The organism is Solwaraspora sp. WMMD792 (assembly GCF_029626105.1).
Taxonomy (GTDB): Bacteria; Actinomycetota; Actinomycetes; order Mycobacteriales; family Micromonosporaceae; genus Micromonospora_E.
In genome coordinates this window covers 5,451,777-5,471,342 of record NZ_JARUBH010000009.1, presented here as the reverse complement: position 1 = coordinate 5,471,342, position 19,566 = coordinate 5,451,777, and the positions used below count along the sequence as shown (strand labels likewise).

General features: G+C 71.7%; 15 protein-coding genes. 4 read left to right on the top strand and 11 right to left on the bottom strand.

Annotated elements, in window-relative coordinates; all coding sequences use genetic code 11:
- Nucleotides 1-49: 49 nt before the first annotated feature.
- From O7629_RS25475 to O7629_RS25465, 3 genes are all read right to left on the bottom strand, one after another.
- A complete protein-coding gene (locus tag O7629_RS25475) occupies nucleotides 50-2,602 on the bottom strand; it encodes a SpoIIE family protein phosphatase (RefSeq protein WP_278172309.1) in 2,553 nt (850 codons plus the stop codon).
- Between the two features lie 136 nt (nucleotides 2,603-2,738).
- Nucleotides 2,739-2,933 (bottom strand): phosphatidylethanolamine-binding protein, encoded by a 195-nt coding sequence (locus tag O7629_RS25470; RefSeq protein ID WP_278172307.1) that lies wholly within the window; start codon nucleotides 2,931-2,933, stop codon nucleotides 2,739-2,741.
- Between the two features lie 102 nt (nucleotides 2,934-3,035).
- Nucleotides 3,036-4,916 (bottom strand): adenylyl cyclase, encoded by a 1,881-nt coding sequence (locus tag O7629_RS25465; protein ID WP_278172306.1) that lies wholly within the window; start codon nucleotides 4,914-4,916, stop codon nucleotides 3,036-3,038.
- 277 nt (nucleotides 4,917-5,193) lie between these two features.
- Between O7629_RS25465 and O7629_RS25460 the strand changes: the two genes are divergently transcribed.
- Nucleotides 5,194-5,403, top strand: coding sequence for a cation transporter (locus O7629_RS25460; RefSeq protein ID WP_278172305.1), 210 nt, complete (start codon nucleotides 5,194-5,196; stop codon nucleotides 5,401-5,403).
- Here O7629_RS25460 and O7629_RS25455 read toward each other — a convergent pair.
- Together O7629_RS25455 and O7629_RS25450 are read right to left on the bottom strand one after the other, a co-directional pair.
- The gene (locus O7629_RS25455) at nucleotides 5,393-7,702 is read right to left on the bottom strand and encodes a heavy metal translocating P-type ATPase (protein ID WP_278172304.1); all 2,310 of its coding nucleotides are present in this window, start codon (nucleotides 7,700-7,702) and stop codon (nucleotides 5,393-5,395) included. The two genes, O7629_RS25460 and O7629_RS25455, sit on opposite strands and share 11 nt — an antisense overlap.
- A gap of 87 nt (nucleotides 7,703-7,789) precedes the next feature.
- Nucleotides 7,790-8,083, bottom strand: a complete 294-nt coding sequence (locus tag O7629_RS25450) for a metal-sensitive transcriptional regulator (protein WP_278172303.1) — start codon at nucleotides 8,081-8,083, stop codon at nucleotides 7,790-7,792.
- Nucleotides 8,084-8,206: 123 nt separating this feature from the next.
- On the opposite strand from O7629_RS25450, the gene O7629_RS25445 reads away from it, so the two are divergent.
- Nucleotides 8,207-8,776, top strand: a complete 570-nt coding sequence (locus tag O7629_RS25445) for a redoxin domain-containing protein (RefSeq protein WP_278174680.1) — start codon at nucleotides 8,207-8,209, stop codon at nucleotides 8,774-8,776.
- A 22-nt stretch (nucleotides 8,777-8,798) separates the two neighbouring features.
- Entirely contained in the window at nucleotides 8,799-9,659 is an 861-nt protein-coding gene (locus O7629_RS25440; RefSeq protein WP_278172302.1) for a cytochrome c biogenesis protein CcdA, read from the top strand.
- Between the two features lie 107 nt (nucleotides 9,660-9,766).
- Here the strand turns inward: O7629_RS25440 and O7629_RS25435 are convergent, their stop codons facing one another.
- The 3 genes from O7629_RS25435 to O7629_RS25425 form a co-directional block, all read right to left on the bottom strand.
- The gene (locus O7629_RS25435; protein ID WP_278172300.1) at nucleotides 9,767-10,705 is read right to left on the bottom strand and encodes a beta-ketoacyl-ACP synthase III; all 939 of its coding nucleotides are present in this window, start codon (nucleotides 10,703-10,705) and stop codon (nucleotides 9,767-9,769) included.
- Nucleotides 10,706-11,084: 379 nt separating this feature from the next.
- Nucleotides 11,085-11,870: a class I SAM-dependent methyltransferase gene (locus O7629_RS25430; RefSeq protein ID WP_278172298.1), complete on the bottom strand. Its 786-nt coding sequence runs from the start codon at nucleotides 11,868-11,870 to the stop codon at nucleotides 11,085-11,087.
- A gap of 125 nt (nucleotides 11,871-11,995) precedes the next feature.
- A complete protein-coding gene (locus O7629_RS25425) occupies nucleotides 11,996-13,822 on the bottom strand; it encodes a carbohydrate-binding domain-containing protein (RefSeq protein ID WP_278172297.1) in 1,827 nt (608 codons plus the stop codon).
- A gap of 413 nt (nucleotides 13,823-14,235) precedes the next feature.
- Between O7629_RS25425 and O7629_RS25420 the strand changes: the two genes are divergently transcribed.
- Nucleotides 14,236-15,735 (top strand): SulP family inorganic anion transporter, encoded by a 1,500-nt coding sequence (locus O7629_RS25420; protein ID WP_278172294.1) that lies wholly within the window; start codon nucleotides 14,236-14,238, stop codon nucleotides 15,733-15,735.
- Nucleotides 15,736-15,741: 6 nt separating this feature from the next.
- On the opposite strand, the gene O7629_RS25415 is transcribed toward O7629_RS25420, so the two are convergent.
- From O7629_RS25415 to O7629_RS25405, 3 genes are read right to left on the bottom strand one after another with little or no spacing between them, the layout of a single operon-like run.
- The gene (locus tag O7629_RS25415; protein ID WP_278172293.1) at nucleotides 15,742-17,055 is read right to left on the bottom strand and encodes a cytochrome P450; all 1,314 of its coding nucleotides are present in this window, start codon (nucleotides 17,053-17,055) and stop codon (nucleotides 15,742-15,744) included.
- Nucleotides 17,056-17,067: 12 nt separating this feature from the next.
- Entirely contained in the window at nucleotides 17,068-17,616 is a 549-nt protein-coding gene (locus O7629_RS25410; RefSeq protein ID WP_278172291.1) for a DUF5825 family protein, read from the bottom strand.
- Nucleotide 17,617: 1 nt separating this feature from the next.
- On the bottom strand, nucleotides 17,618-19,510 hold the full coding sequence (locus tag O7629_RS25405) for a RiPP maturation radical SAM C-methyltransferase (protein ID WP_278172290.1): 1,893 nt from the start codon (nucleotides 19,508-19,510) through the stop codon (nucleotides 17,618-17,620).
- Nucleotides 19,511-19,566: the final 56 nt, after the last annotated feature.

The window sequence follows — 19,566 nt, the reverse complement described above, 5'->3', positions numbered from 1 at the left end:
ACCGGAGCTGACCACCGGGCCGGTAGTCGACCGCCCACCCGGTGGTCGACTACCGGCCCGGCAGGGTGATGGTGACCCGGGTGCCGGCACCGGAGAGGTCGAGCACCAGCCGGCGGGCCATCCGGTTGATCAGATCGATCCCGCGCCCCCGGTCGGACCCGTCGTGCGAGTGGCCCCGCCAGTGTCCCCGGTCGGTGACCTCGACCCGGACCTGCTGCCGGTCCAGCAACATCACCTGCAACGCGACCGGGCCGTCCGGCCGCCCGTGGTAGGCGTGCTCCAACGAGTTGATCAGGGCCTCGTTGCAGGTGGCCAGCAGCGCGTCGACCTGATCCGACGTCAGGTCGTTTCCGGCGGACCAGTCCCGCAGCGCCCGGCGCGCGGCGGACAGGTCGGCGGGGGAGGTCAGGGTCAGCCGCAGCACCGGAGAGCCGTCCGTGCCGGTGGGCAGCCCGTCCAGATGCACGCAGGCCACCACCGTGTCGTCGGTGATCACCTGGCCGTCGGTCATCGCGTCCAGCAGCCGGTCGCACCAGACCTGCGGCTCGGTGCCGGACAACCCGGCGGCGGCCCGGCCCAGCCGGTCCAACCCGGCGTCGATCACCTGGCCGCGCCGCTCGACCAGGCCGTCGGAGTACCAGACCAGCATCGCCGAGTCGGGGACCGCGATCTGGGCCTGGGTCCGGGGCTGCGCGGTCAGGCGCAGCGGCAGCGACCGGGCGTCGGTCAGGTAGCGGCTGGTCCCGCCGGCCACCAGCAGCGGCGGCAGATGACCCGCGCAGGCGTAGGTGAGCACCCGGTCGGTGGGGCTGTACTCGGCGTACCCGACGGTCGCGAAGTCGGCCCCGTCGATCGTCTGGCAGGCGGTGTCCAGCGCCTCCAGCACCTCGACCGGCGACGCACCGGTCTGCGCCACCGAGCGCAGCGACTGCTGCAGCCGGCCCATGGTGATCGCCGACGACAACCCGTGGCCGACGACGTCCCCGACGGCGATACCCACCCGGTTGCCGGGCAGTTCGAACACGTCGTACCAGTCGCCGCCGACGTCGCGACCGTGCTCCGCCGGCCGGTAGCAGACCGCAGCGGTGACGCCGGGCAGGTCCGGCGAGATCTGCGGCAGCAACGCCCGTTGCAACTGGTGCGCGGCGGCGTGCTCGGACTCGTACATGGCTGCCCGGTCGACGGCCTGACCCGCGAGTTCGGCGAGGGTACGGGCGATCGAAACCACCTCCGGGGTGATCGCGTCGTCGCGACGGAACGCGAACGCCAGCGCACCGAGGCAGCGGTCGCCGACCTTGACCGGCACCGCCAGCAGACTGCGGGTGCCGGTCCGGAGGTGGGCGTCGGCGAGTACGGGGTAGCGCGCGTCCAGCGCCGCCAGGGTCGGCAGTTGGACCGGCCGGCCGGTCCGGATCACGTCGACGACCGGCAACCGGTCCGGCCCGTCGAGCGGGAACGTGGCGAAGCCTCCGGTGACCTGCTCGGCGAGGGCCGCCGTCAGCCAGCAGCGGACCGAGCCGCCGGCCTGATCGGTGAGCGCCACCGCGCCGTGGTCGGCGACCAGGCCGACGCCCCGGTCGACCAGCACCCGGATCACCTGGTCGGACGTGGCGGCGGTGGCCAGCCCGGCAGTGACGTCCTGCAGCGCCTGCAACCGCCGGCGGGCGGCCACCTCACGACGTGACTCGGCTTGCGCCCGGTCCCGCTCCGCCACCGCGATCGCCAGCGCCCAGGCACCGAGTACCACCACCGCCAGGTAGACCTGCAGCGATGCCGCCTCCAGCCGGGGCTGTCCGGCCAGCACCGACCACGGCCCGTGCCCGGCGGCGCTGAGCAGGTTCGCGGCGAACGCCATCACGAACCCGGCCGCCCCGATGGTCGCCACCCGGCCCCGGAAGCCGACCGCGAGCAGCACCGGCACCGGCAGGTAGGCCAGCGGCAGCTCGCGGGGCCAGAAACCGACGACGGTGAGCGCTCCGGTGCCGGCCAACGCCGTACCGCCCCGGACCAGCTGCCACAGTCGGACCCGGCCGCGGATCGCGTCGAGACCGACCAGGGCGGCACCGAGGGTGAGCACCGCGAGCCCGTCGCCGGCCCAGAACCGGCCCAACGCCGGCCACCAGACGCCGCCGGTGCCGACCGCGCTGGTCGTGGCCCCGATCACCGCGCCGACCAACGGGCCGATGCCCACCGGGTAGAGCAGGAACGCCGCCGCGTCGCGGTACCGGGTCAGGTCGATCCGGCCCGGCCGCAGCCACCGCAGCCCGGCGGCACCGACCAGCGGTTCGACGACGTTGGTCAGCGCGAAGCCGAGTGCGCTCAGCGGGCCGAGCCCTTGCCACAGGTCGATGCCGAACTCGGTGAGACCGACGGCACCGAGGATCCACGGCCAGTGTCGGCGGCGGGTCAGCGCCAGCGCACCGAGGGTCACCCCGGCCGGCGGGAAGAACACCGCGCCGACGGCCGAGGCGTGGAACAGCAACCAGGCGCAGCCGGAGCCGAGCGCGTACGCGGCGGCGACGCAGAGCGCGATCAGCGCCGACCGGCCCAACTGCCCGGCCTGGTCCCGCCAGCGTGCCGGCTCGCCGGCGACCTGTGTCAAAGCTGTCATCCTCCCCGGATGCGCACCTGGAAATCTCTCCGGGTGCGTACCAGCAGATAATGACAGCGTCGACCGCCGTACGGCTCACAGGTGCCGGCGACACCAGTCGGCTCTCTCGCCGGTCACCGTCTGCGGCCTAGGACCGTTCCCCTTTCGGGCCGAGACCCCGTTCGGTACGCAGCACGCCCCGGCGGTCGGCCTGTTCCTGCAGGATCTCGTTGGCGAGCTCGTCGGCACCCGCGTCGTTCGCCGTACCCGAATTCTCCAAGTCCTTGCGCAGCCGGGCGCGCTGGTTGTCGTACCCCTTGCTGCCTGGTCGTTTCCCCGACATCGTGCCTCCTCGTGGCAACCTGTCCGATCGACTCGGTGTGACCGTTCGACCGGGCGGGTACCCGCTGCGGCACCGGGTACCCGCCGCAGGACCGGGTATCCGCTACCGGACCGGGTACTCGACCAGGTAGACGGGCGCGCCGACCCGGGTCGTGTCGGCTGCCTCACCGATCCCGTTGACCACATGGTCGATGGCGCCCGCGCTGAGGTTGACGGTCATGATGTGCCGCAGCCGTACGCCGGGACGGTGCGGCACCTCGAAGCCGTTGCGGGTGCGGATCGACGGGTCGTTCTGGTTGAACACGTACACCCCGCCGCCGTACAGCTGGTGGTGCCGCACGTGGTCGCCGACCTTGTAGCCGGCCCAGCCGGGGGTGTCGCCGTTCATCCAGTCGGCCTGGCTCGGCGGGTCGTACGGCAGCTCGTTCTGGTAGAGGACGGTGGTGCCGTGGTCGCCGTTCCACACCGTGTTGTACCGCTGGAAGTGCTCGACGAACAGTCCGGTCGCGGTCACGTGATCGCCGTTGACCACGACGCCGTACCGTCCGGTGTTGGTGTGCCAGCGGTCGGTGTCACCGTTGACGCCCTCGGTGAACCCTTCGACTCCGTGGTCGGCCCGCCACACCCAGGTGTGGTCGATCAGCACGTGGTCGCTGTTGATCTGCAACGCGGTGTCGGTCCGGCCGATGTGCGGGCCGCCGACCCGGAAGTACACGTCCGACAGGGTGACCGGGTTGCGCGGCGTACTCAGGTTGCGGCCGTGTTCGCGGCCGACCCGCAGCAGGACCGGCGACTCGGTTTCCCCGGCATCGATCGTCACCCCGGCGACCACCACGCCGGGTACGCCGGCTACCTCGAGCGGGACCGCTCCGTCCCGGGCGGTCAGCGTGGCGTGTCCGATGCCCAGCACGACCGTGTCCGGTCGGCGGACCTTGATGCTGCGGGCGACGTCGTAGACGCCGGGGGTGAGCAGCAGGTGGCGGCCCCGGGCGAGCTGGCTGTTGATCACGTGCACCGGGTCGGCGGGGGTGGCGACGAAGAAGTCGCGGATCGGCAGCGTACGGCCCGGTGTCAGGCCGGCGCCCCAGGAGATGCCGGTGCTGTCACGCTGCACGGCCGGCACCCGGACCTGGTACGCCCCGCGCCGGTCGACGAACAGGTACGGCTTCTCCCGGCGCAACGGTGTCGTGTCCAGGGTGGTGTACGGCGGGTCGGGGAACGCCGCGTCGTCCGGTGCGCCGACGACGCCGGCGAAGACCTGGTTCCACACCCCGTTGGACCAGCTGCCGATCTCGCTGTTGCGGGTCAGCCACTGCTGCTGGGAGCCGTTGGTGACGTCCGGCAGCCGGGAGTCGGCGATGAACCCGCCGCTGGCGTACTGCGGCCCGGCTGTGCAGTAGTCCATCAAGGACAGGCCGCCGCCGCTGACGTCCACCCGCCGCATCGAGACCGCCTGGGACACCGCCCAGAAGTTCGCCGTCGACCGGCACTCGTCCTGCCCGGTCGGGTCGATGCGCAGGGACAGGTTGGACAGCGTTCGCCAGAAGTTGACCAGGGCGATGCAGTTGCCGGTGCCGCCGTCGGTCAGGCAGCGGTTGTACGCCTCGATCTTGCCGTTGATCACCACGTCGGTGGGGCTGGCACCGAGGCCGGAGATCTCGGTGTAGTACCCGGCCCGGATGTGCAGCGGCTGGTCGGCGGTGCCGTAACTACCGGGTCGGAAGAGGAACGCGTACCGCTGCCGGCCCATCTCGTTGTCGACCTGCCGGATGTACGCGGCGTCCAGCCGGGCCTGGATCTCGTCGACCGGCATGCCCGGGTGGAAGACCGTGACGTGTGGGCCGAGGTCGGTCCGGTCGGGCCGGTGCGGTGGGCCGGCGGCGGCCGTGGCGCTGGTCAGGCCGGCGGCGGCGGTCGTCACGACCAGGCCGAGTGCGAGGCTGCCGGCGGTCCGCCGGAGCCGGCCGGGGTGTCGTCGGATCATCGGATTCCTTCCGGTCACGCCGGTGGCGGCTGCCCCCGGGCGCGGCGTGGGGTGGGTCGGTCAGAGGTGCGTGAGAGCGCTCTCTCGATATCGCCCGACGGCACCCACGGGTGCCGTCGGGGAATGATCTGTTTCTACCCGCTGGATCGGTCTTTGGCTATGGGGTGCTCGCCGGTCGCCGGCCGACGACGGTTCCGGATCCGCCAACATACGCATTCCCGGTAGGGGTAAGCTCGGCGGTCGAGTCGGATCGGAACGAGTAGCGAGGGAGAGACCGATGGCGGTCAGCACCTACACCGTGCAGGGGATGACCTGCAGCCACTGCGTCGGTTCGGTGTCCACCGAGATCGGCGGGATCGCCGGGGTCACCGACGTGGACGTCGACCTGGCCACCGGCCGGGTCACCGTCACCAGCGAGCAGCCGGTCAGTGACCAGGCGGTGGCCGCCGCCGTCGAGGAGGCCGGCTACGAGCTGGTCACCGGCTGAGCACCACCGGCCGGAACCGGCGCAGCCGCAGACTGTTGGCGACCACGAACGCCGACGACATCACCATCGCCGCACCCGCGATCATCGGGTTGAGCAGGCCCGCCGCCGCCAACGGCAGCGCCGCGACGTTGTAGGCGAACGCCCAGAACAGGTTGCCCTGGATGGTCCGCAGGGTGCGGCGGGACAGCCGGACGGCGTCCACGGCGGCGGTGAGGTCGCCCCGCACCAGGGTGAGATCGGCGGCCTCGATGGCGGCGTCGGTGCCGGTCCCCATCGCCAGGCCGAGATCGGCCTGGGCCAGGGCGGCGGCGTCGTTCACCCCGTCACCGACCATCGCGACCACCCGACCGTCGGCCTGCAGCCGCTTGACCGCGTCCACCTTGTCGGCGGGCAGCACCCCGGCGATCACCTCGTCGACCCCGACCTCGGCGGCGACCGCCCGGGCGACGGTGGCGTTGTCCCCGGTGAGCAGGACCGGGGTCAGGCCGAGCCGACGCAGCGCGTCGATCGCCGCCCGGCTGGTCGGCTTGACCCGGTCGGCGACGGCCAGCACGCCCCGGGCCCGGCCGTCCCAGCCGACCATGACCGCGGTCCGGCCGGCGGCCTCGGCAGCGGCCATCCGGTCGGCCAGCGCCGCGTCCACGGTCAGGCCGTCGTCGGTCAGCAGTGCCGGCCGACCGACCAGCACGGTACGCCCGCCGACGGTGCCGCGTACGCCCAGTCCGTGTCGGCCGGCGAAGTCGGTCACCGCCGGTAGCGGCCCGACCCGCTCGGCGGCGGCCCCGGCGACCGCCCGGCCGATCGGGTGCTCCGACCCGGCCTCGACCGCGCCGGCCAACCGGAGCAGCTCGTCGGGATCCGGGTCGGCGCCGTCGACCAGCACGTCGACCAGCGTCATGGTGCCGGTGGTGACCGTGCCGGTCTTGTCCAGCAGCACGGTGTCCACCCGACGGGTGGACTCCAGCACCTCCGGGCCTCTGATCAGCACCCCGAGCTGGGCACCGCGCCCGGTGCCGACCAGCAGCGCCGTCGGGGTGGCCAGGCCGAGCGCGCACGGGCAGGCGATGATCAGTACGGCGACCGCTGCGGTGAACGCCACGGTGGCCCCGCCCCCGGTGGCGAGCCAGTAGCCGAGGGTGCCGACGGCGAGCGCGATGACGATCGGCACGAAGACGCCGGAGATCCGGTCGGCGAGCCGCTGCGCCGCCGCCTTGCCGGCCTGCGCCTGCTCCACCAGCCGGGCCATCTGGGCGAGCTGGGTCTCGGCGCCGACCCGGGTGGCCGTCACCACCAGCCGGCCGCCGGCGTTGACGGTGGCGCCGACCACCGGGTCGCCGGGAGCGACCTCGACCGGCACGGACTCGCCGGTGACCATGCTGGCGTCGACCGCCGAGGAGCCCTCGGTCACCACACCGTCGGTGGCGATCTTCTCGCCGGGCCGGACGACGAACCGGTCACCCACCGCGAGCTGGTCGACCGGAATCCGGCTCTCCGCGCCGTCGCGCAGCACGGCGACGTCCCGGGCACCCAGCTCGAGCAGGGCCCGCAGCGCCGCGCCGGCGCGGCGCTTGGCCCGGCTCTCGAAGTAGCGGCCGAGCAGGATGAAGACGGTCACCCCGGCGGCGACCTCAAGGTAGATGTTGGCGGCGGCCATGCCCCGGTCGACGGACAGGCTGAACGGGTGGGTCATGCCGGGGGTGCCGGCGGTGCCGAAGAACAGCGCCCACAGCGACCAGCCGAGGGCGGCGAGGGTTCCCATCGACACCAGGGTGTCCATGGTCGCCGCGCCGTGCCGCAGATTCGTCCAGGCGGCCCGGTGGAACGGCAGGCCGCCGTAGAGCACCACCGGGACGGTCAGCGCCAGGCTGACCCACTGCCAGTAGGTGAACTGCCAGGCGGGCACCATCGCCAGGGCCACCACCGGCACGCTGAGCGCCAGTGCGACCCAGAGCCGGGTACGCAGCGAACGAAGGTCGTCGGAGACGCCCGGCCGGGCGTTTTCCGCCGAACTGTCGGAATCCGCTGCGCCGTCGGGGTCCGGTGGTGGTGGCGGGGGAGCGGGCAGCTGGGCGGTGTAGCCGGTCCGGCGTACGACGTCGACCAGCTCGTCGGTGGTCACGGTCGGACTCTCGACGGTGACGCTGGCCTTCTCGGTGGCGAAGTTCACCGTCGCGGTCACCCCGTCGATCCGGTTGAGCTTCTTCTCGATCCTTGCCGCACAGGACGAGCAGGTCATCCCGCTGATGCTCAGCTCGATCCGGGTCGCCGTCGTGGCCCGGCCCGGTCTGGTGCTGCTCATGCCGTCCTCCTCGCCTGCGGTGATGGCGGGACCTACCATACCCCTAGGGGGTAGATCGTCACGGGTCGGGCAGCGGGTGTGACGAGGTCAACCTCGCTTCATCAGCCGACCGACCGCCGCCATCATTTCGGCGGCCATCTCGTCCGCCCGGCCCTCGGCGGAACCCTCCTGCATACAGTGCCGGGCGTGCCCGTCCAACAGGCCGAGGGCGACCTTGTCCAGAGCTGCCTGGATGGCGGAGATCTGGGTCAGCACGTCGATGCAGTACCGGTCGTCGTCGACCATCCGCTCGATGCCGCGCACCTGTCCCTCGATGCGGCGCAGCCGGGCCTGGAGCTGGTCCTTGGAGGCGGTGTAGCCGCGGGTGGTCTGGCTGGTCATCTCCGTAGGCTAGCAACCCCCAGGGGGTATCTGCGAGAAACGAGCCGGCGGGCAGGTACGGTTACCGGAACATCGTCGGACGTCGGATGTCGGGACGGAGCGGACATTATGCGGGTGCGGTCGATGATCATCAGCCTCGTCGTCGCCAGCTCGGTGGCGTTGGCCGGCTGCGCCACTTCGGCTGACGGGGACGGCACGCCACCGTCCGGCGGGACCGGGACCGGTGCCAGCACGCCAGCCGGGGACACCGACCCCGAAACCGGTGCAGACACCGACGGTGGCGGTGTCAGCGCCAGCTATGCCTTCACCGCAGACACCCTGGCCGGTGACACCTTCGACGGGCGCAGCCTGGCCGGGAAGCCGGCGGTGTTGTGGTTCTGGGCACCCTGGTGTCCCACCTGCCTCGGCCAGGCCGCCCGAGTCAACTCGTTGGCCGCCGACTACGCCGACACCGCCAGCGTGGTCGGCGTGGCCGGGCTCGACGGGGTGCCGGCCATGCACGACTTCGTCGAGCTGGCCGAGTTGTCCGGCTTTCCGCAACTGGCCGACGAGCAGGGCGCGGTGTGGCGGCACTTCGAGATCACCGCGCAGAGCACCTTCGTCGTCCTCGACGCCGATGGCGAAGTCGTCGACAAGGGACATGTCGACGTCGACGCGCTGCCCGGCATGCTCGACCGGCTGATCGCCGGCTAGCCGACCTCCGCCACCCAATCTGATGACCGACGCACCCCTCGCACTCGCCCTGGCGGCAGGCACCCTCGCCGCGGTCAACCCGTGCGGGTTCGCGCTGCTGCCCGCGTACCTGTCCTTCCTGGTGAGTGGCGACGACGCGGCCGCCACCGGTCGGGGGGCCGCCGTCGGTCGGGCACTGACCACGACGGCGGCGATGACCACCGGATTCGTCGTCGTCTTCGGGGTGTTCGGCCTGGTCGTGGCACCGGCGGCCGGGGCGGTGCAGCGCCACCTGCCGTGGCTGACCATCGGCATCGGGCTGCTGCTGATCGGGCTCGGCGGGGTGCTGCTGGCCGGCCGGCAGCTGCCCGGGATCGGCATGATGCCGTCCCGTGCCCCGGCCACCAGCCGGTCACTACTGTCCATGGTGGTGTTCGGGATGGCATACGCCGCCGCGTCGCTGTCCTGCACGATCGCTCCATTTCTGGCGATCGTGGCGGCCAGCTTCCGCGCCGGTTCGGTCGCGTCCGGAGTGGCCCTGTTCGTGGCGTACGCCGCCGGCATGGGGCTGACCGTCGCGGTCGCGGCCGTCACCGTCGCGCTGGCCCGCGACGGGCTGCTGCGGCGGGTACGCCGCGCGGCCCCGCTGCTGTCCCGCGTCGGCGGCGCGTTGCTGGTGGCCGCCGGCGGATACGTCGCCTGGTACGGCTGGTACGAGATCCGGCTGCTGCGCGGCGGGTCGGGCGGCGACCCGCTGATCGACGGTGCCGGCATGGTCCAGCGGTGGCTGGCCGCCACGCTCGACCAGGCGGGGGCGGCCGTCCTGGCCACGGTCCTGGTCGTGCTACTGGCCGGTGCCGGCCTGCTCCGGCTGGCCCGGTCCCGTCGTCGGGGCCGCAGGTAAGGGAGCACCACGGTCCGGGCGTTGGCCGGCAGCTGGCCCGGTTGCTGAACGGCACCGTGACCGACGGCGGGTCGACTGTGGCCGGTACCGGCGGCGACAGTCGATGGTCACGGGCAGCGGACGACCTGGCCTCCGTAGGACAGGCCGCCGCCGAAGCCGAACAGCAGGATCGGCGCGCCGGACGGTATGTCGCCGCGCATCACCAGCTTCGACAACGCGATCGGAATGCTGCCGGCGGAGGTGTTGCCGGACTCGACGACGTCCTCAGCCACGATCGCGTTCGGCGCGCCGATCCGTTCGGCGAGCGACCTGATGATGCGCAGGTTTGCCTGGTGCGGCACGATCGCGGCGAGGTCTGCCGGGGCCACCCCGGCCCGTTCGCAGACCTGCCGGGCGATGGTCGGTAGCACTGTGGTCGCCCACCGGTAGACCGCCTGGCCGGCCTGCTGGAACGTGCCGGCACGACCCTCGATGCGTACCGCGTCGGACATCTCCGGCACCGAGCCCCAGACGACCGGACCGATCCCGGGCTGGTCGGCGGCGGTCAGCACCACGGCTCCCGCGCCGTCGCCGACCAGCACACACGTCGTACGGTCGGTCCAGTCGGCGAAGTCGGACAGCTTCTCCACCCCGACGACGATGGCGTTACGCGCCGCGCCGGCGCGTACTGCGTGGTCGGTCGCGGCCAGCGCGTAGGTGAACCCGGTGCAGGCGACGTTGACGTCGATGACCGCCGGGTGGCTGAGCCCGAGGCGGGCGGCGACCCGGGCGGCCATGTTCGGCGACCGGTCGATGGCGGTGCAGGTGGCGACCGAGACGTAGTCGATGTCGGCGGGGGACAGGCCGCTCTGGGCGAGTGCCTTGCGGGCGGCGTGCGCCGCCATCTCGTCGACGGTCTCGTCCGGCTCGGCGATGTGCCGGGTCTGGATCCCGACCCGGGACTGGATCCATTCGTCGCTGGTGTCGACCATTTTCGACAGGTCGGCGTTGGTGAGGATCCGGCTGGGCTGGTAGTGCCCAACGGAGAGAATGCGTGAGCCAGTCATCGATCTATCTCCCTTGGGCTGCCACGAGTGATGCCAGCGACTGAGCTCGACTATAGTGCCTTTTCGCAGTCCAGCCGGGGTACCGTCAAGAGCTGGCTGCTCGCATTGGTTGAGGTGGCCGCTGCTGCGATCTCGATCGAGCGGGCCTGCTCGTCTGGTCCGGGACGGAGCTCGGCTACCGACGCGGCGGTGCACGACGGGGTAGACTCCATTGTGGTTAAAGACGGTCAGCTCGTCGCGTAGACGATCCACCGCCACCCCACCACTCCCGCTCGGGGAGCACCCGCGGTCCTGACCGTCCCCGGGGCGCTCCCCGACGTCGCGGCAGCTCCACCGTCGCGATCGCGGGCCGCCGCTGCCTGGCGAGGATCTGCCGGACCTACCCCTCCGGGTCCTTGCGGACGATCAGCATCGGGTAGCGGGCGAGCCGTGCGCTCCAGCGGGGCAGCCGGTCTTCGACCGCCGCGACTCCGGCCACCATCGCTCGGCCGACCCGCCCGCCGGGCACCACCGTACGGGTGATCTCCGGCGCGAGAACCGACCAGCTCCGAACCTCGATCCGCGCCCGGTCCCGCAGCCCGGCCTGCAGCCGGCGATGGTCGACCGGGTGGTAGGGCAACGGTGGGAGGTCCGCCACCGGCCGGGAGTCCAGCCGTAGCCGGCGGGCCAGGTTCTGGAGGCGGGCGAACGTCTGGATGTACACGAGTACGGCGACGCCGCCCGGCCGCAGGATCCGGCAGATCTCCGTGAGCGCCAGCGTCTGTCGCTCCGGCGTGAGGTGGTAGAGCACATGGGCGCACAGCACCCGGCCGAAGGTGTCCGCCGGAAAGGGCAGCTGGCAGATGTCGGCCTGCAGGTAGCTGGCGGTGTCGCCGAGGGTCTGCCGTGCGCCGCGCAACGCCGCCGCCGCGAAGTCGAGATTGACCCGTAGGCCGCCGCCGTCGACCGGCACCGGCGCTCCACCGCACCCCAGGTCCAGCAGCGGACCGTCGCCTGCCAGCAGCCGGGCGACCCGCTGGTCACGGCGTCGATGATAGCCATCCATCACCGGCCTTAGGTCGACGAACGCCTCCGCGTCCTGATACTGACCGGATGAGCCGCGCTGCCAGCCGTAGGTTTCGTAGAACTGCCGTACCGCCACGTCGTCTTCACGGGTTTGCTCCATCGATCGATATTGGCGTACCTCCACAGCAGAATCAATCCGCTGTCGGTGTGCCGGTGGGGCCCGACACCGAGGCGGTGTCGGGCCCCACCGATCGGGACGCCGGGTGAGCGCCGGCGTTTCTCCGGTCAGGTCGCGGTGCAGGTCAGGCTCGGAGTGGCGTTGCTGCCGTTCCAGGTGCCGATGAATCCGAAGGTGGTGCTGGCCCCAGCGCCGAGCGAGCCGTTGAAGGAGACGTTGGTCGCCGTCACCGCCGAGCCACTGGCGTTGATGGTCGCGTTCCAGGACTGGCTGATCGTCTGGCCGTTGGCGAAGGTCCAGGTCACCCGCCAACCGCGGATCGCGGACGAGCCGGCGGTTACCCGTACGTCGCCTTGGAAGCCGCCCTGCCACTGGCCCACCACGGAGTAGGTCGCCGTGCAGCCGCCGGCGCCCGGCGGCGGCGTGGTCGGGTTCGGCGGTGGCGTGGTCGGGTTCGGTGGTGGCGTGGTCGGGTTCGGCGGCGGGGTGGTCGGGTTCGGCGGCGGCGGCCAGCCAGGGCCGCCGGGTGGCCAGCCGACAAGACCACCGCGGTACTGCCCGGCGGTGACGGTCATCAGCCGGTTGGCTCCCGCGATGCTGCCGCCGGTGGTGGCCATGCCGCCGGTCGTCGGGCCGGACAAGCTGCCGCCGAGGTAGACGTCGTAGTTCTGCCCGTTCTGAATCCGGTTGGAGGAGAAGACCACCTCCCGGAACGTTTTGGGGGCGCGGTAGGAGACAAGTACCTGGCCGCCGGAGACCAGATGCAGCAGGGTGCCGGCCGGCTGGCTGCTGGACAGTTGGGGAGCGGCCCAGCCCTGGCCGGAGGTCGGCGGCAGACTCAGCACCGCCAGCGCGGTCGATCCCGCCCCGAGCATCGTGCCGCCGGTGAAGTGGACCGCACCGTTGGCGTCGATCGCGCCCTCGCCAGGGCTGCCGCTGCTCGGCCCGCTGACCACGACCGTGCCGCCGGCGAAGGTCACCGTGCCGTTGGAGTCGATGCCGTCGATGCTGGAGTTGACCAGGGTGGTCCCGCCGGTGAACCGGGCGAACGCGTTCGGCGCCACCTCGAAGTCGCCGTACCCGTCCTCGACGGCGTTGATCGCGTCGTCGCGGGCGGTGACGTTGACGGTGCCACCGGAGATGGTCACCTGCCGGCTCTCGATCGCCTCGTAGGAGTTGGTGACGGTGACCGTGCCGCCGGAGATGTCGACGGTGTTCTCGCCCTTGACGGCGTCGTCACCGGCGTTCACCCGTACGGTGCCGTTGGTGATGGTGAGCCGGCCCCGGTCCGCCTCGGTGTCGTCGGATCTGATGCCGTCACCGCCGGCGGTGACGTCGATGTTCCCTCCGGTGATGTCGAGGAAGTCCTTGCCCCGGATGCCGTCGTCGACCGCGTTCACCGTGATCGTGCCCGACTCGATGACCAGGCCGTCCTTGCTGGTGATGCCGTCGTACGCGTTGCCGCGTACGGTCAACGCCCCGGTGCCGGTGATCCGCAGGTCGGCGCGGCTGAACAGGGCGGCGTTCGGCTCGTCGGTGTCCGGGTCGGGATAGACGTAGTTGGTCGCGTCGGTGAGCCGGCTGGTGGTGCCGGCGGCGAGCGTGATCACGACCTGGTCGGCATCGGTGACCTGCAGCGGTGCGTTGCTGGAGTTGGTGATGGCGGCGCCGTTGAGGATCAGGTTGACGGTGCCCGAGGCGTCGACGTCGAGGTAGCCGTCGTTGAGGGTGCCGGTGACCTCGTAGGTGCCCGGTGCGGTGATCGTCACGGCCCGCCCGGCGATCGTGACGTCGGCACTGGGGCTGGTGGCGCTGGTGCCGGTCAGCGTGATCGGGACGGTCGCCTGCGCGGCGGCCGGTGCCGGCAGCGGACCGGTGATCAGTGCGACCGCGAGCCCGGCGGGGACGATGGCTCTCAGGGGGATGCGTTTCATCGGTCTAGTCCTGACTCGGATGGATGGGACGGGACGCGCGCGTGAACACATCGACAACTATAGATGAATATCGACGGCTTCGGGCCCGCCGGGAGCGGCCAGGGTGCGCAGTGCCGCAGCGGCGACCACGGCTCGGGTGGCTGCGGCACCACGTAGAGGTGGTGACGATTGCCACCTCCGCACCATCCCTACCCCTCCGCGACGGTAGATTGCCCCCAGCCGTCCGTGCTGTTCGACCTGCACGGCGGGGGATGGTTTCCGAGGCGACGACGCCAGGAAACAACCAGGTCATCTTCTCGGGTCACCGTGATCGTGACGGATCGTGCCGCCGCGACCACCGGGATCGGTGCTGGTCCGCGAATCCCGACACGAGACCCCGCGCGCTGCCGCGCGCCCTGATCGGAAAAGGCTGTATGTCTGCGTTCTCTCCTGCGGCGTTCCGGCCGCGTCTGTCCCGCCCGTCGTGGTTGTCCCCGAAGGTGTTCCGTACCGAGGTCCTCGCTGGCCTGGTGGTCGCGCTCGCGTTGATCCCGGAGGCGATCTCGTTCTCCATCCTCGCCGGGGTCGACCCACGGGTCGGGCTGTTCGCGTCGTTCACCATGGCGGTGACCATCGCGATCTGCGGTGGCCGGCCGGCGATGATCTCTGCGGCGACCGGCGCGATCGCGTTGATCGTCGCCCCGTTGGCCCGCGACCACGGGCTCGGCTATCTGCTGGCGGCGGTGATCCTCGGCGGGGTGCTGCAGGTGCTGCTCGCCGTGCTCGGCGTCGCCCGGCTGATGCGGTTCGTCCCGCGCAGCGTGATGGTCGGCTTCGTCAACGCCCTGGCGATCCTGATCTTCGCAGCGCAGATGCCCTACCTGATCGGGGTGCCGTGGCTGGTCTATCCGATGGTCGCCGTCGCGTTGGTGATCATTGTCGGGCTGCCCCGGCTGACGAGGGCGGTGCCGGCGCCGCTGTTCGCGATCGTCGTGCTGACCGTCGTCACGGTCGTCGCCGGCTTCGCCGTGCCGACCGTCGGTGACCAGGGCGCCCTGCCGGACAGCCTGCCGATGCTCGTCCTGCCGCAGATCCCGTACACCTGGGCGACCCTGCAGGTGATCGCCCCGTACGCGGTCGGGATCGCGCTGGTCGGGCTGATGGAGTCGCTGATGACCGCCAAGCTGGTCGACGACATCACCGACACCCACTCGAACAAGACCCGCGAGTCGTGGGGGCAGGGGGTGGCGAACATCGTCACCGGCTTCTTCGGCGGCATGGGTGGCTGCGCGATGATCGGCCAGACGATGATCAACGTCAAGGTGGCCGGTGCCCGGACCCGGCTGTCGACCTTCCTGGCCGGGGTGTTCCTGCTGATCCTGGTCGTCTCCCTGGGCGACATCGTCGCCCGGATCCCGATGGCCGCCCTGGTCGCCGTGATGATCATCGTCGCGGTGTCGACGTTCGACTGGCACAGCGTCGCCCCCGCCACCCTCAAACGAATGCCGTGGGGGGAACTCGCGGTGATGACCTCCACCGTCGCCGCGGTGCTGGTCACCCACAACCTCGCGATCGGGGTCATCATCGGTGTTCTCGTCGCGATGGTGATCTTCGCCCGCCGGGTGGCCCACATGGTCGAGGTCACCAGCGTGCTCGACCCCGACGGCAGCACCCGGATCTACTCGGTGCACGGCGAACTCTTCTTTGCCTCCAGCAACGACCTCGTCTACCAGTTCGACTACGCCGGCGACCCGGACCGGGTGATCATCGACATGACGCACGCGCACATCTGGGACGCCTCGTCGGTGGCCGCGCTCGACGCCATCACCACCAAGTACGCCAGTCGCGGCAAGACCGCCGAGATCATCGAGCTGAACCAGCCCAGCGCCCGGATCCACGGCACCCTCGCCGGGCAGCTCAGAGTCGGCCACTGACACCGGTCAGGCCGGCGGTGCGCCGCCGGACTGACCGGTGGACGTCCGGCCCGTCGGCCAGTCGACCGGCAGCGCGAGCGGGCCGCGCACGATGGTTCCGGCGCGCCACCGTACCCCGTCCGGGTCGGCCAGCCGCAGACCCGGCGCCGCCGCGACCAGCGCGCCGACCACCTCCTGGATCTCCATCGTCGCCAGCCAGGCCCCGAGGCAGCGGTGCGGACCGTAGCCGAAGGTGACATGCCGGGCCGTCGGGCGCCGGTCCGGGTCGAAGGTGTCCGCGTCCGGGAACACCGCGTCATCACGGTTGGCGGAGATGGTCGAGGCGAACACCGCCTCCCCGGCCCGGACCGTCACCCCACCCAGCTCGACGTCCTCGGTCGCCACCCGGGGCAGCCCGCTGCCGCCGTTGAGGGGCACGAACCGGAGCAGCTCGTCGACCACCGCCGGCACCCGGTCCGGCTCCCGGCCAAGCAATTCCCAGAGGTGGCGGTGGCGCAGCAGCAGGTACGCCGAACTGGCCAGCTGGCTGGCCGTGGTCTCGAACCCGGCGGCGAGCAGGGTCACGCCGAACGACACCAGCTCCTGCTCGGTCATCCGGTCGCCGTTGTCGGTCGCCCGGACCAGCATGCTCAGCAGGTCGCCGGTGGCCGACTCACGGCGGTGTGCGATCAGCTCCCGCAGATAGTCCTCCAGCGCGGCGGCGACCGACCGGAACTCGTCGGCCGGCATCGGCCCGGGCATCAGCAGCGCGTGCGTCCAGGCGCGGAACCGGTCCCGGTCGGCCAGCGGTACGCCGAGGACGTGGCACAGCACGGCCAGCGGCACCGGCAACGCGACCGCGGCGTACAGGTCGCCCGGTGCCGGGCCGGCCAGCAGCGCGTCGATCCGTTCGGCGGCGACCTGCCGGACGTACGGGCGTAGTCGCTCGATGCGCCACTGGGCGAACGCGCTGGCCGCGATGCGTCTCAGCCGGCCATGTTCGGGCCGGTCCAGGTCCAGGATGGTGGTGGCCACCGGCGGCGCCTCGGTCTGCCGGGGCACGTCCGGGCCGCAGGCGGCGGCCCGGCTGAACCTGGGGTCGGCGAGCACCGTCGTCACGTCGGAGTAGCGGGTGGCGAGCCAGGCGTCACCGCCGTACGGCAGCCGGATCCGGGACACCGGGCACTCGGCGCGCAGCCGGGCCAGCCGCGGGTCCAGCCCCAGCTCGTCGTAGTCGCGGAACGGGTACAGCGGCGGCTCGTGCGGCTGCGGGTCGGTTGGCTGCGGGTCGTGCGGCTGCGGGTCGGTTGGCTGCGGGTCGTGCGGCGCGGAGGCGGTCACGGTCGGGCCGCCTCACACTGCCACGTGCGGCACCGGCCAGTGCCGCATCCGGTAGGGCAGGATCAGCACCGTGTCGCCGGCGGCGCAGGCCAGCCCGGCTTCGACGGCGACGGCCGCCGCGTCGACGTCGCCCGGCGCCGGCACCCCGGACGGGTCCTCAGCCAGCCGCAGGAACGCGTCCGCGCCGTCGGTGATCACCATCCGGCTGGCATCGACCCCGGGCCGGACGTCCTTGACCACCACCATTCCCGGCCCGCGACGGTAGTAGCAGCTGCCGTACCGGTAGGCCAGGCCCCATTCGCCGGCGTAGGCCCGGCTGGCCTGATCGGTGCCGGCCGACGGCGCGACCAGGTGCACGTGGGTGTCCAGCGGGAACGACGGCCGCCCGCGCAGGGTCCAGCGCAGCCGTACCGCGTGGCTGGTCACCGCGCGCAGGAACCGCAACTGGGCCAGGTCCTGCTCGGGAGAGTGGCCGAAGTCCAGCGGCTCCGGCAGGGTCACCGTCCGCAGCGACCAGGCGGCCAGTTCAGTACGGTCGGTGAGCAGCGTCGCCGTACCCATCTCAAGCCACCTTGACCGGCTCGACGGCGGTCGCCAGGGTGATCCAGCGGCCGTTCTCATCGAAGACCAACCCGGCGTCGTCGAGTTCGGCCAGCCACCGCGCCAGCCGGTCGGTCTCCACCGGCAGCCCGGCGGCGGCGAGCCGCCCGGCCAGGGCCGGGACGGTACGGCCGTGTTCCAGCTCGGCGTAGGCGCGGCGCAGCCGGGGGTCGGCGATGCGGTGTTCGCGGTCCGGCCAGCCGACGCGTCGGTCGGCGATCACGATCTCATCGGCGTCCAGGCCGGTGAGCAGCTGCAGCGCGCTGGCCGGATAGCCGTCGGTCCAGCGTTTGAGGAGCTCGTTCAACGGCTCGGCATCCTGCTCGGACAGGCCGGCGGGTTCGGTGTCGAACAGGTAGACCAGGTCGGCCAGCTCGTTCTCGGGCAGGTCGTAGACGTGCTGGTAGAGCCGGGCGGCCCGGCGGGTCGGGAAGCCGAGCACCGGGTTCTCGAAGTACGGGCTGAAGCGTTCGAGCAGGATCCGCGACGAACCGGCCGGCGGCTGCAGATGCATCAGCCGGGGGAGCTGACGCAGCACCGAGTCGTAGTCGGCGCGGCGTTCGCCGGGGAACCCGTACAGCCAGTTCCACGACACGGTGAGGCCGGCGGACTCGCAGTCGCGCAGGGTCCGTACGTTGTGGACGCCGGAGACGCCCTTGTCCATCAGCTTGAGTACCGGGCTGACCAGCGATTCGATGCCGGGCTGTACGTGGGCCACGCCGGCGGCGCGCAGCGCGTCGATCTCGGTCGGGCGCAGGTTGGACTTGACCTCGTAGTGCAGCCGCAGGTCCCAGCCGAGCGCGGCGACGCGGGGGAGGAAATCGGCGTAGTAGTGGTTGTCGATGATGTTGTCGACCATGATCACGTCTAGGGTCTGGTGCCGGCCGACCAGCTCGGTCATCTCGGCGATCATGCGTTCGGCGGGCTTGGCCCGGAACGTCATCGCGGTGCCGTTGAGCCCGCAGAAGGTGCAGTGGTGCTTCTCGCCCCACCAGCAGCCCCGGGCGCCCTCCAGGACCAGCTTGGGTTCGATGTACTCGCCGACCGGCGAGGCGGCGAGCTGGTCGAACCAGTCGTCGAAGTCCGGGGTGGGGATGCGTGCCGGGGGCAGCAGCGTGCCCTGCGGGTTGTGCCGCGCGGTGCCGTCGGCCCGGCGCCAGGACAGCCCGGGTATCCGGGCGAGCCGGGCGTCGAGGCTGTCGTCGGCACCGAGGTTGTCGCTGGCGTCGAGGCTGTCGTCGCCAGCGTCGAGCGCGTCGAGCAGCATCGGGAACGCGACCTCGCCTTCGCCGCGTACCACGAAGTCGACGAACGGGAAGTTGCGGTGCAGGGCGATCCCCATCGCGCCGTCGCAGTTGCCACCTCCGAACGCGATCCGTACGCCCGGGTCGAGCTGGCGGATCCGCCGGGCGACCGCGAGGCTCGGCACGTTCTGCATGAACGTGGTGGTGAAGCCGACCAGCCGGGGATCGTTGGCGAGGATCTCGGCGGCGGCCAGCTCGACGAAGTCGGCGGCGTACTGGCGCATCGCGGTCGGGCCGGCGATGCCGGTGCCGTACTCGGCCGCGTAGCGGCGCAACGTCTCCACGCCGAACTCGGGGTCGTCATGCAGCACCCCGGCGAAGACCCAGTCACCGAGGCCGTCGAACAGGCCCACCTCGGCGACCTCGGTGTAGTCGGCCGGGCTCAGCTCGCCGTCGCTGCGTTCCATCAGGAACTCGGCCCAGCGCAGGCTGCCGTGGTACGCCGTCGGGGCGGGCCGCCCGCTGGCGACGGTCACCGCCTTGAGCAACCCGATCGGCAGTGATGGTGATTCGATGGCCTGCCAGGGCATGGCGACCAGACATACGGACATCGGCCGGGCCTCCAGTTGGTGAGCGCGTCGTACCGAGGTGCGCCGGATGGGGCGGG

Coding starts and splice junctions, on each gene's coding strand:
- O7629_RS25470 (WP_278172307.1), bottom strand. CDS start 2,933: ATGTCGGGGAAACGACCAGGCAGCAAGGGGTACGACAACCAGCGCGCC.
- O7629_RS25465 (WP_278172306.1), bottom strand. CDS start 4,916: ATGATCCGACGACACCCCGGCCGGCTCCGGCGGACCGCCGGCAGCCTC.
- O7629_RS25460 (WP_278172305.1), top strand. CDS start 5,194: ATGGCGGTCAGCACCTACACCGTGCAGGGGATGACCTGCAGCCACTGC.
- O7629_RS25455 (WP_278172304.1), bottom strand. CDS start 7,702: ATGAGCAGCACCAGACCGGGCCGGGCCACGACGGCGACCCGGATCGAG.
- O7629_RS25450 (WP_278172303.1), bottom strand. CDS start 8,083: ATGACCAGCCAGACCACCCGCGGCTACACCGCCTCCAAGGACCAGCTC.
- O7629_RS25445 (WP_278174680.1), top strand. CDS start 8,207: ATGATCATCAGCCTCGTCGTCGCCAGCTCGGTGGCGTTGGCCGGCTGC.
- O7629_RS25440 (WP_278172302.1), top strand. CDS start 8,799: ATGACCGACGCACCCCTCGCACTCGCCCTGGCGGCAGGCACCCTCGCC.
- O7629_RS25435 (WP_278172300.1), bottom strand. CDS start 10,705: ATGACTGGCTCACGCATTCTCTCCGTTGGGCACTACCAGCCCAGCCGG.
- O7629_RS25430 (WP_278172298.1), bottom strand. CDS start 11,870: ATGGAGCAAACCCGTGAAGACGACGTGGCGGTACGGCAGTTCTACGAA.
- O7629_RS25425 (WP_278172297.1), bottom strand. CDS start 13,822: ATGAAACGCATCCCCCTGAGAGCCATCGTCCCCGCCGGGCTCGCGGTC.
- O7629_RS25420 (WP_278172294.1), top strand. CDS start 14,236: ATGTCTGCGTTCTCTCCTGCGGCGTTCCGGCCGCGTCTGTCCCGCCCG.
- O7629_RS25410 (WP_278172291.1), bottom strand. CDS start 17,616: ATGGGTACGGCGACGCTGCTCACCGACCGTACTGAACTGGCCGCCTGG.
- O7629_RS25405 (WP_278172290.1), bottom strand. CDS start 19,510: ATGTCCGTATGTCTGGTCGCCATGCCCTGGCAGGCCATCGAATCACCA.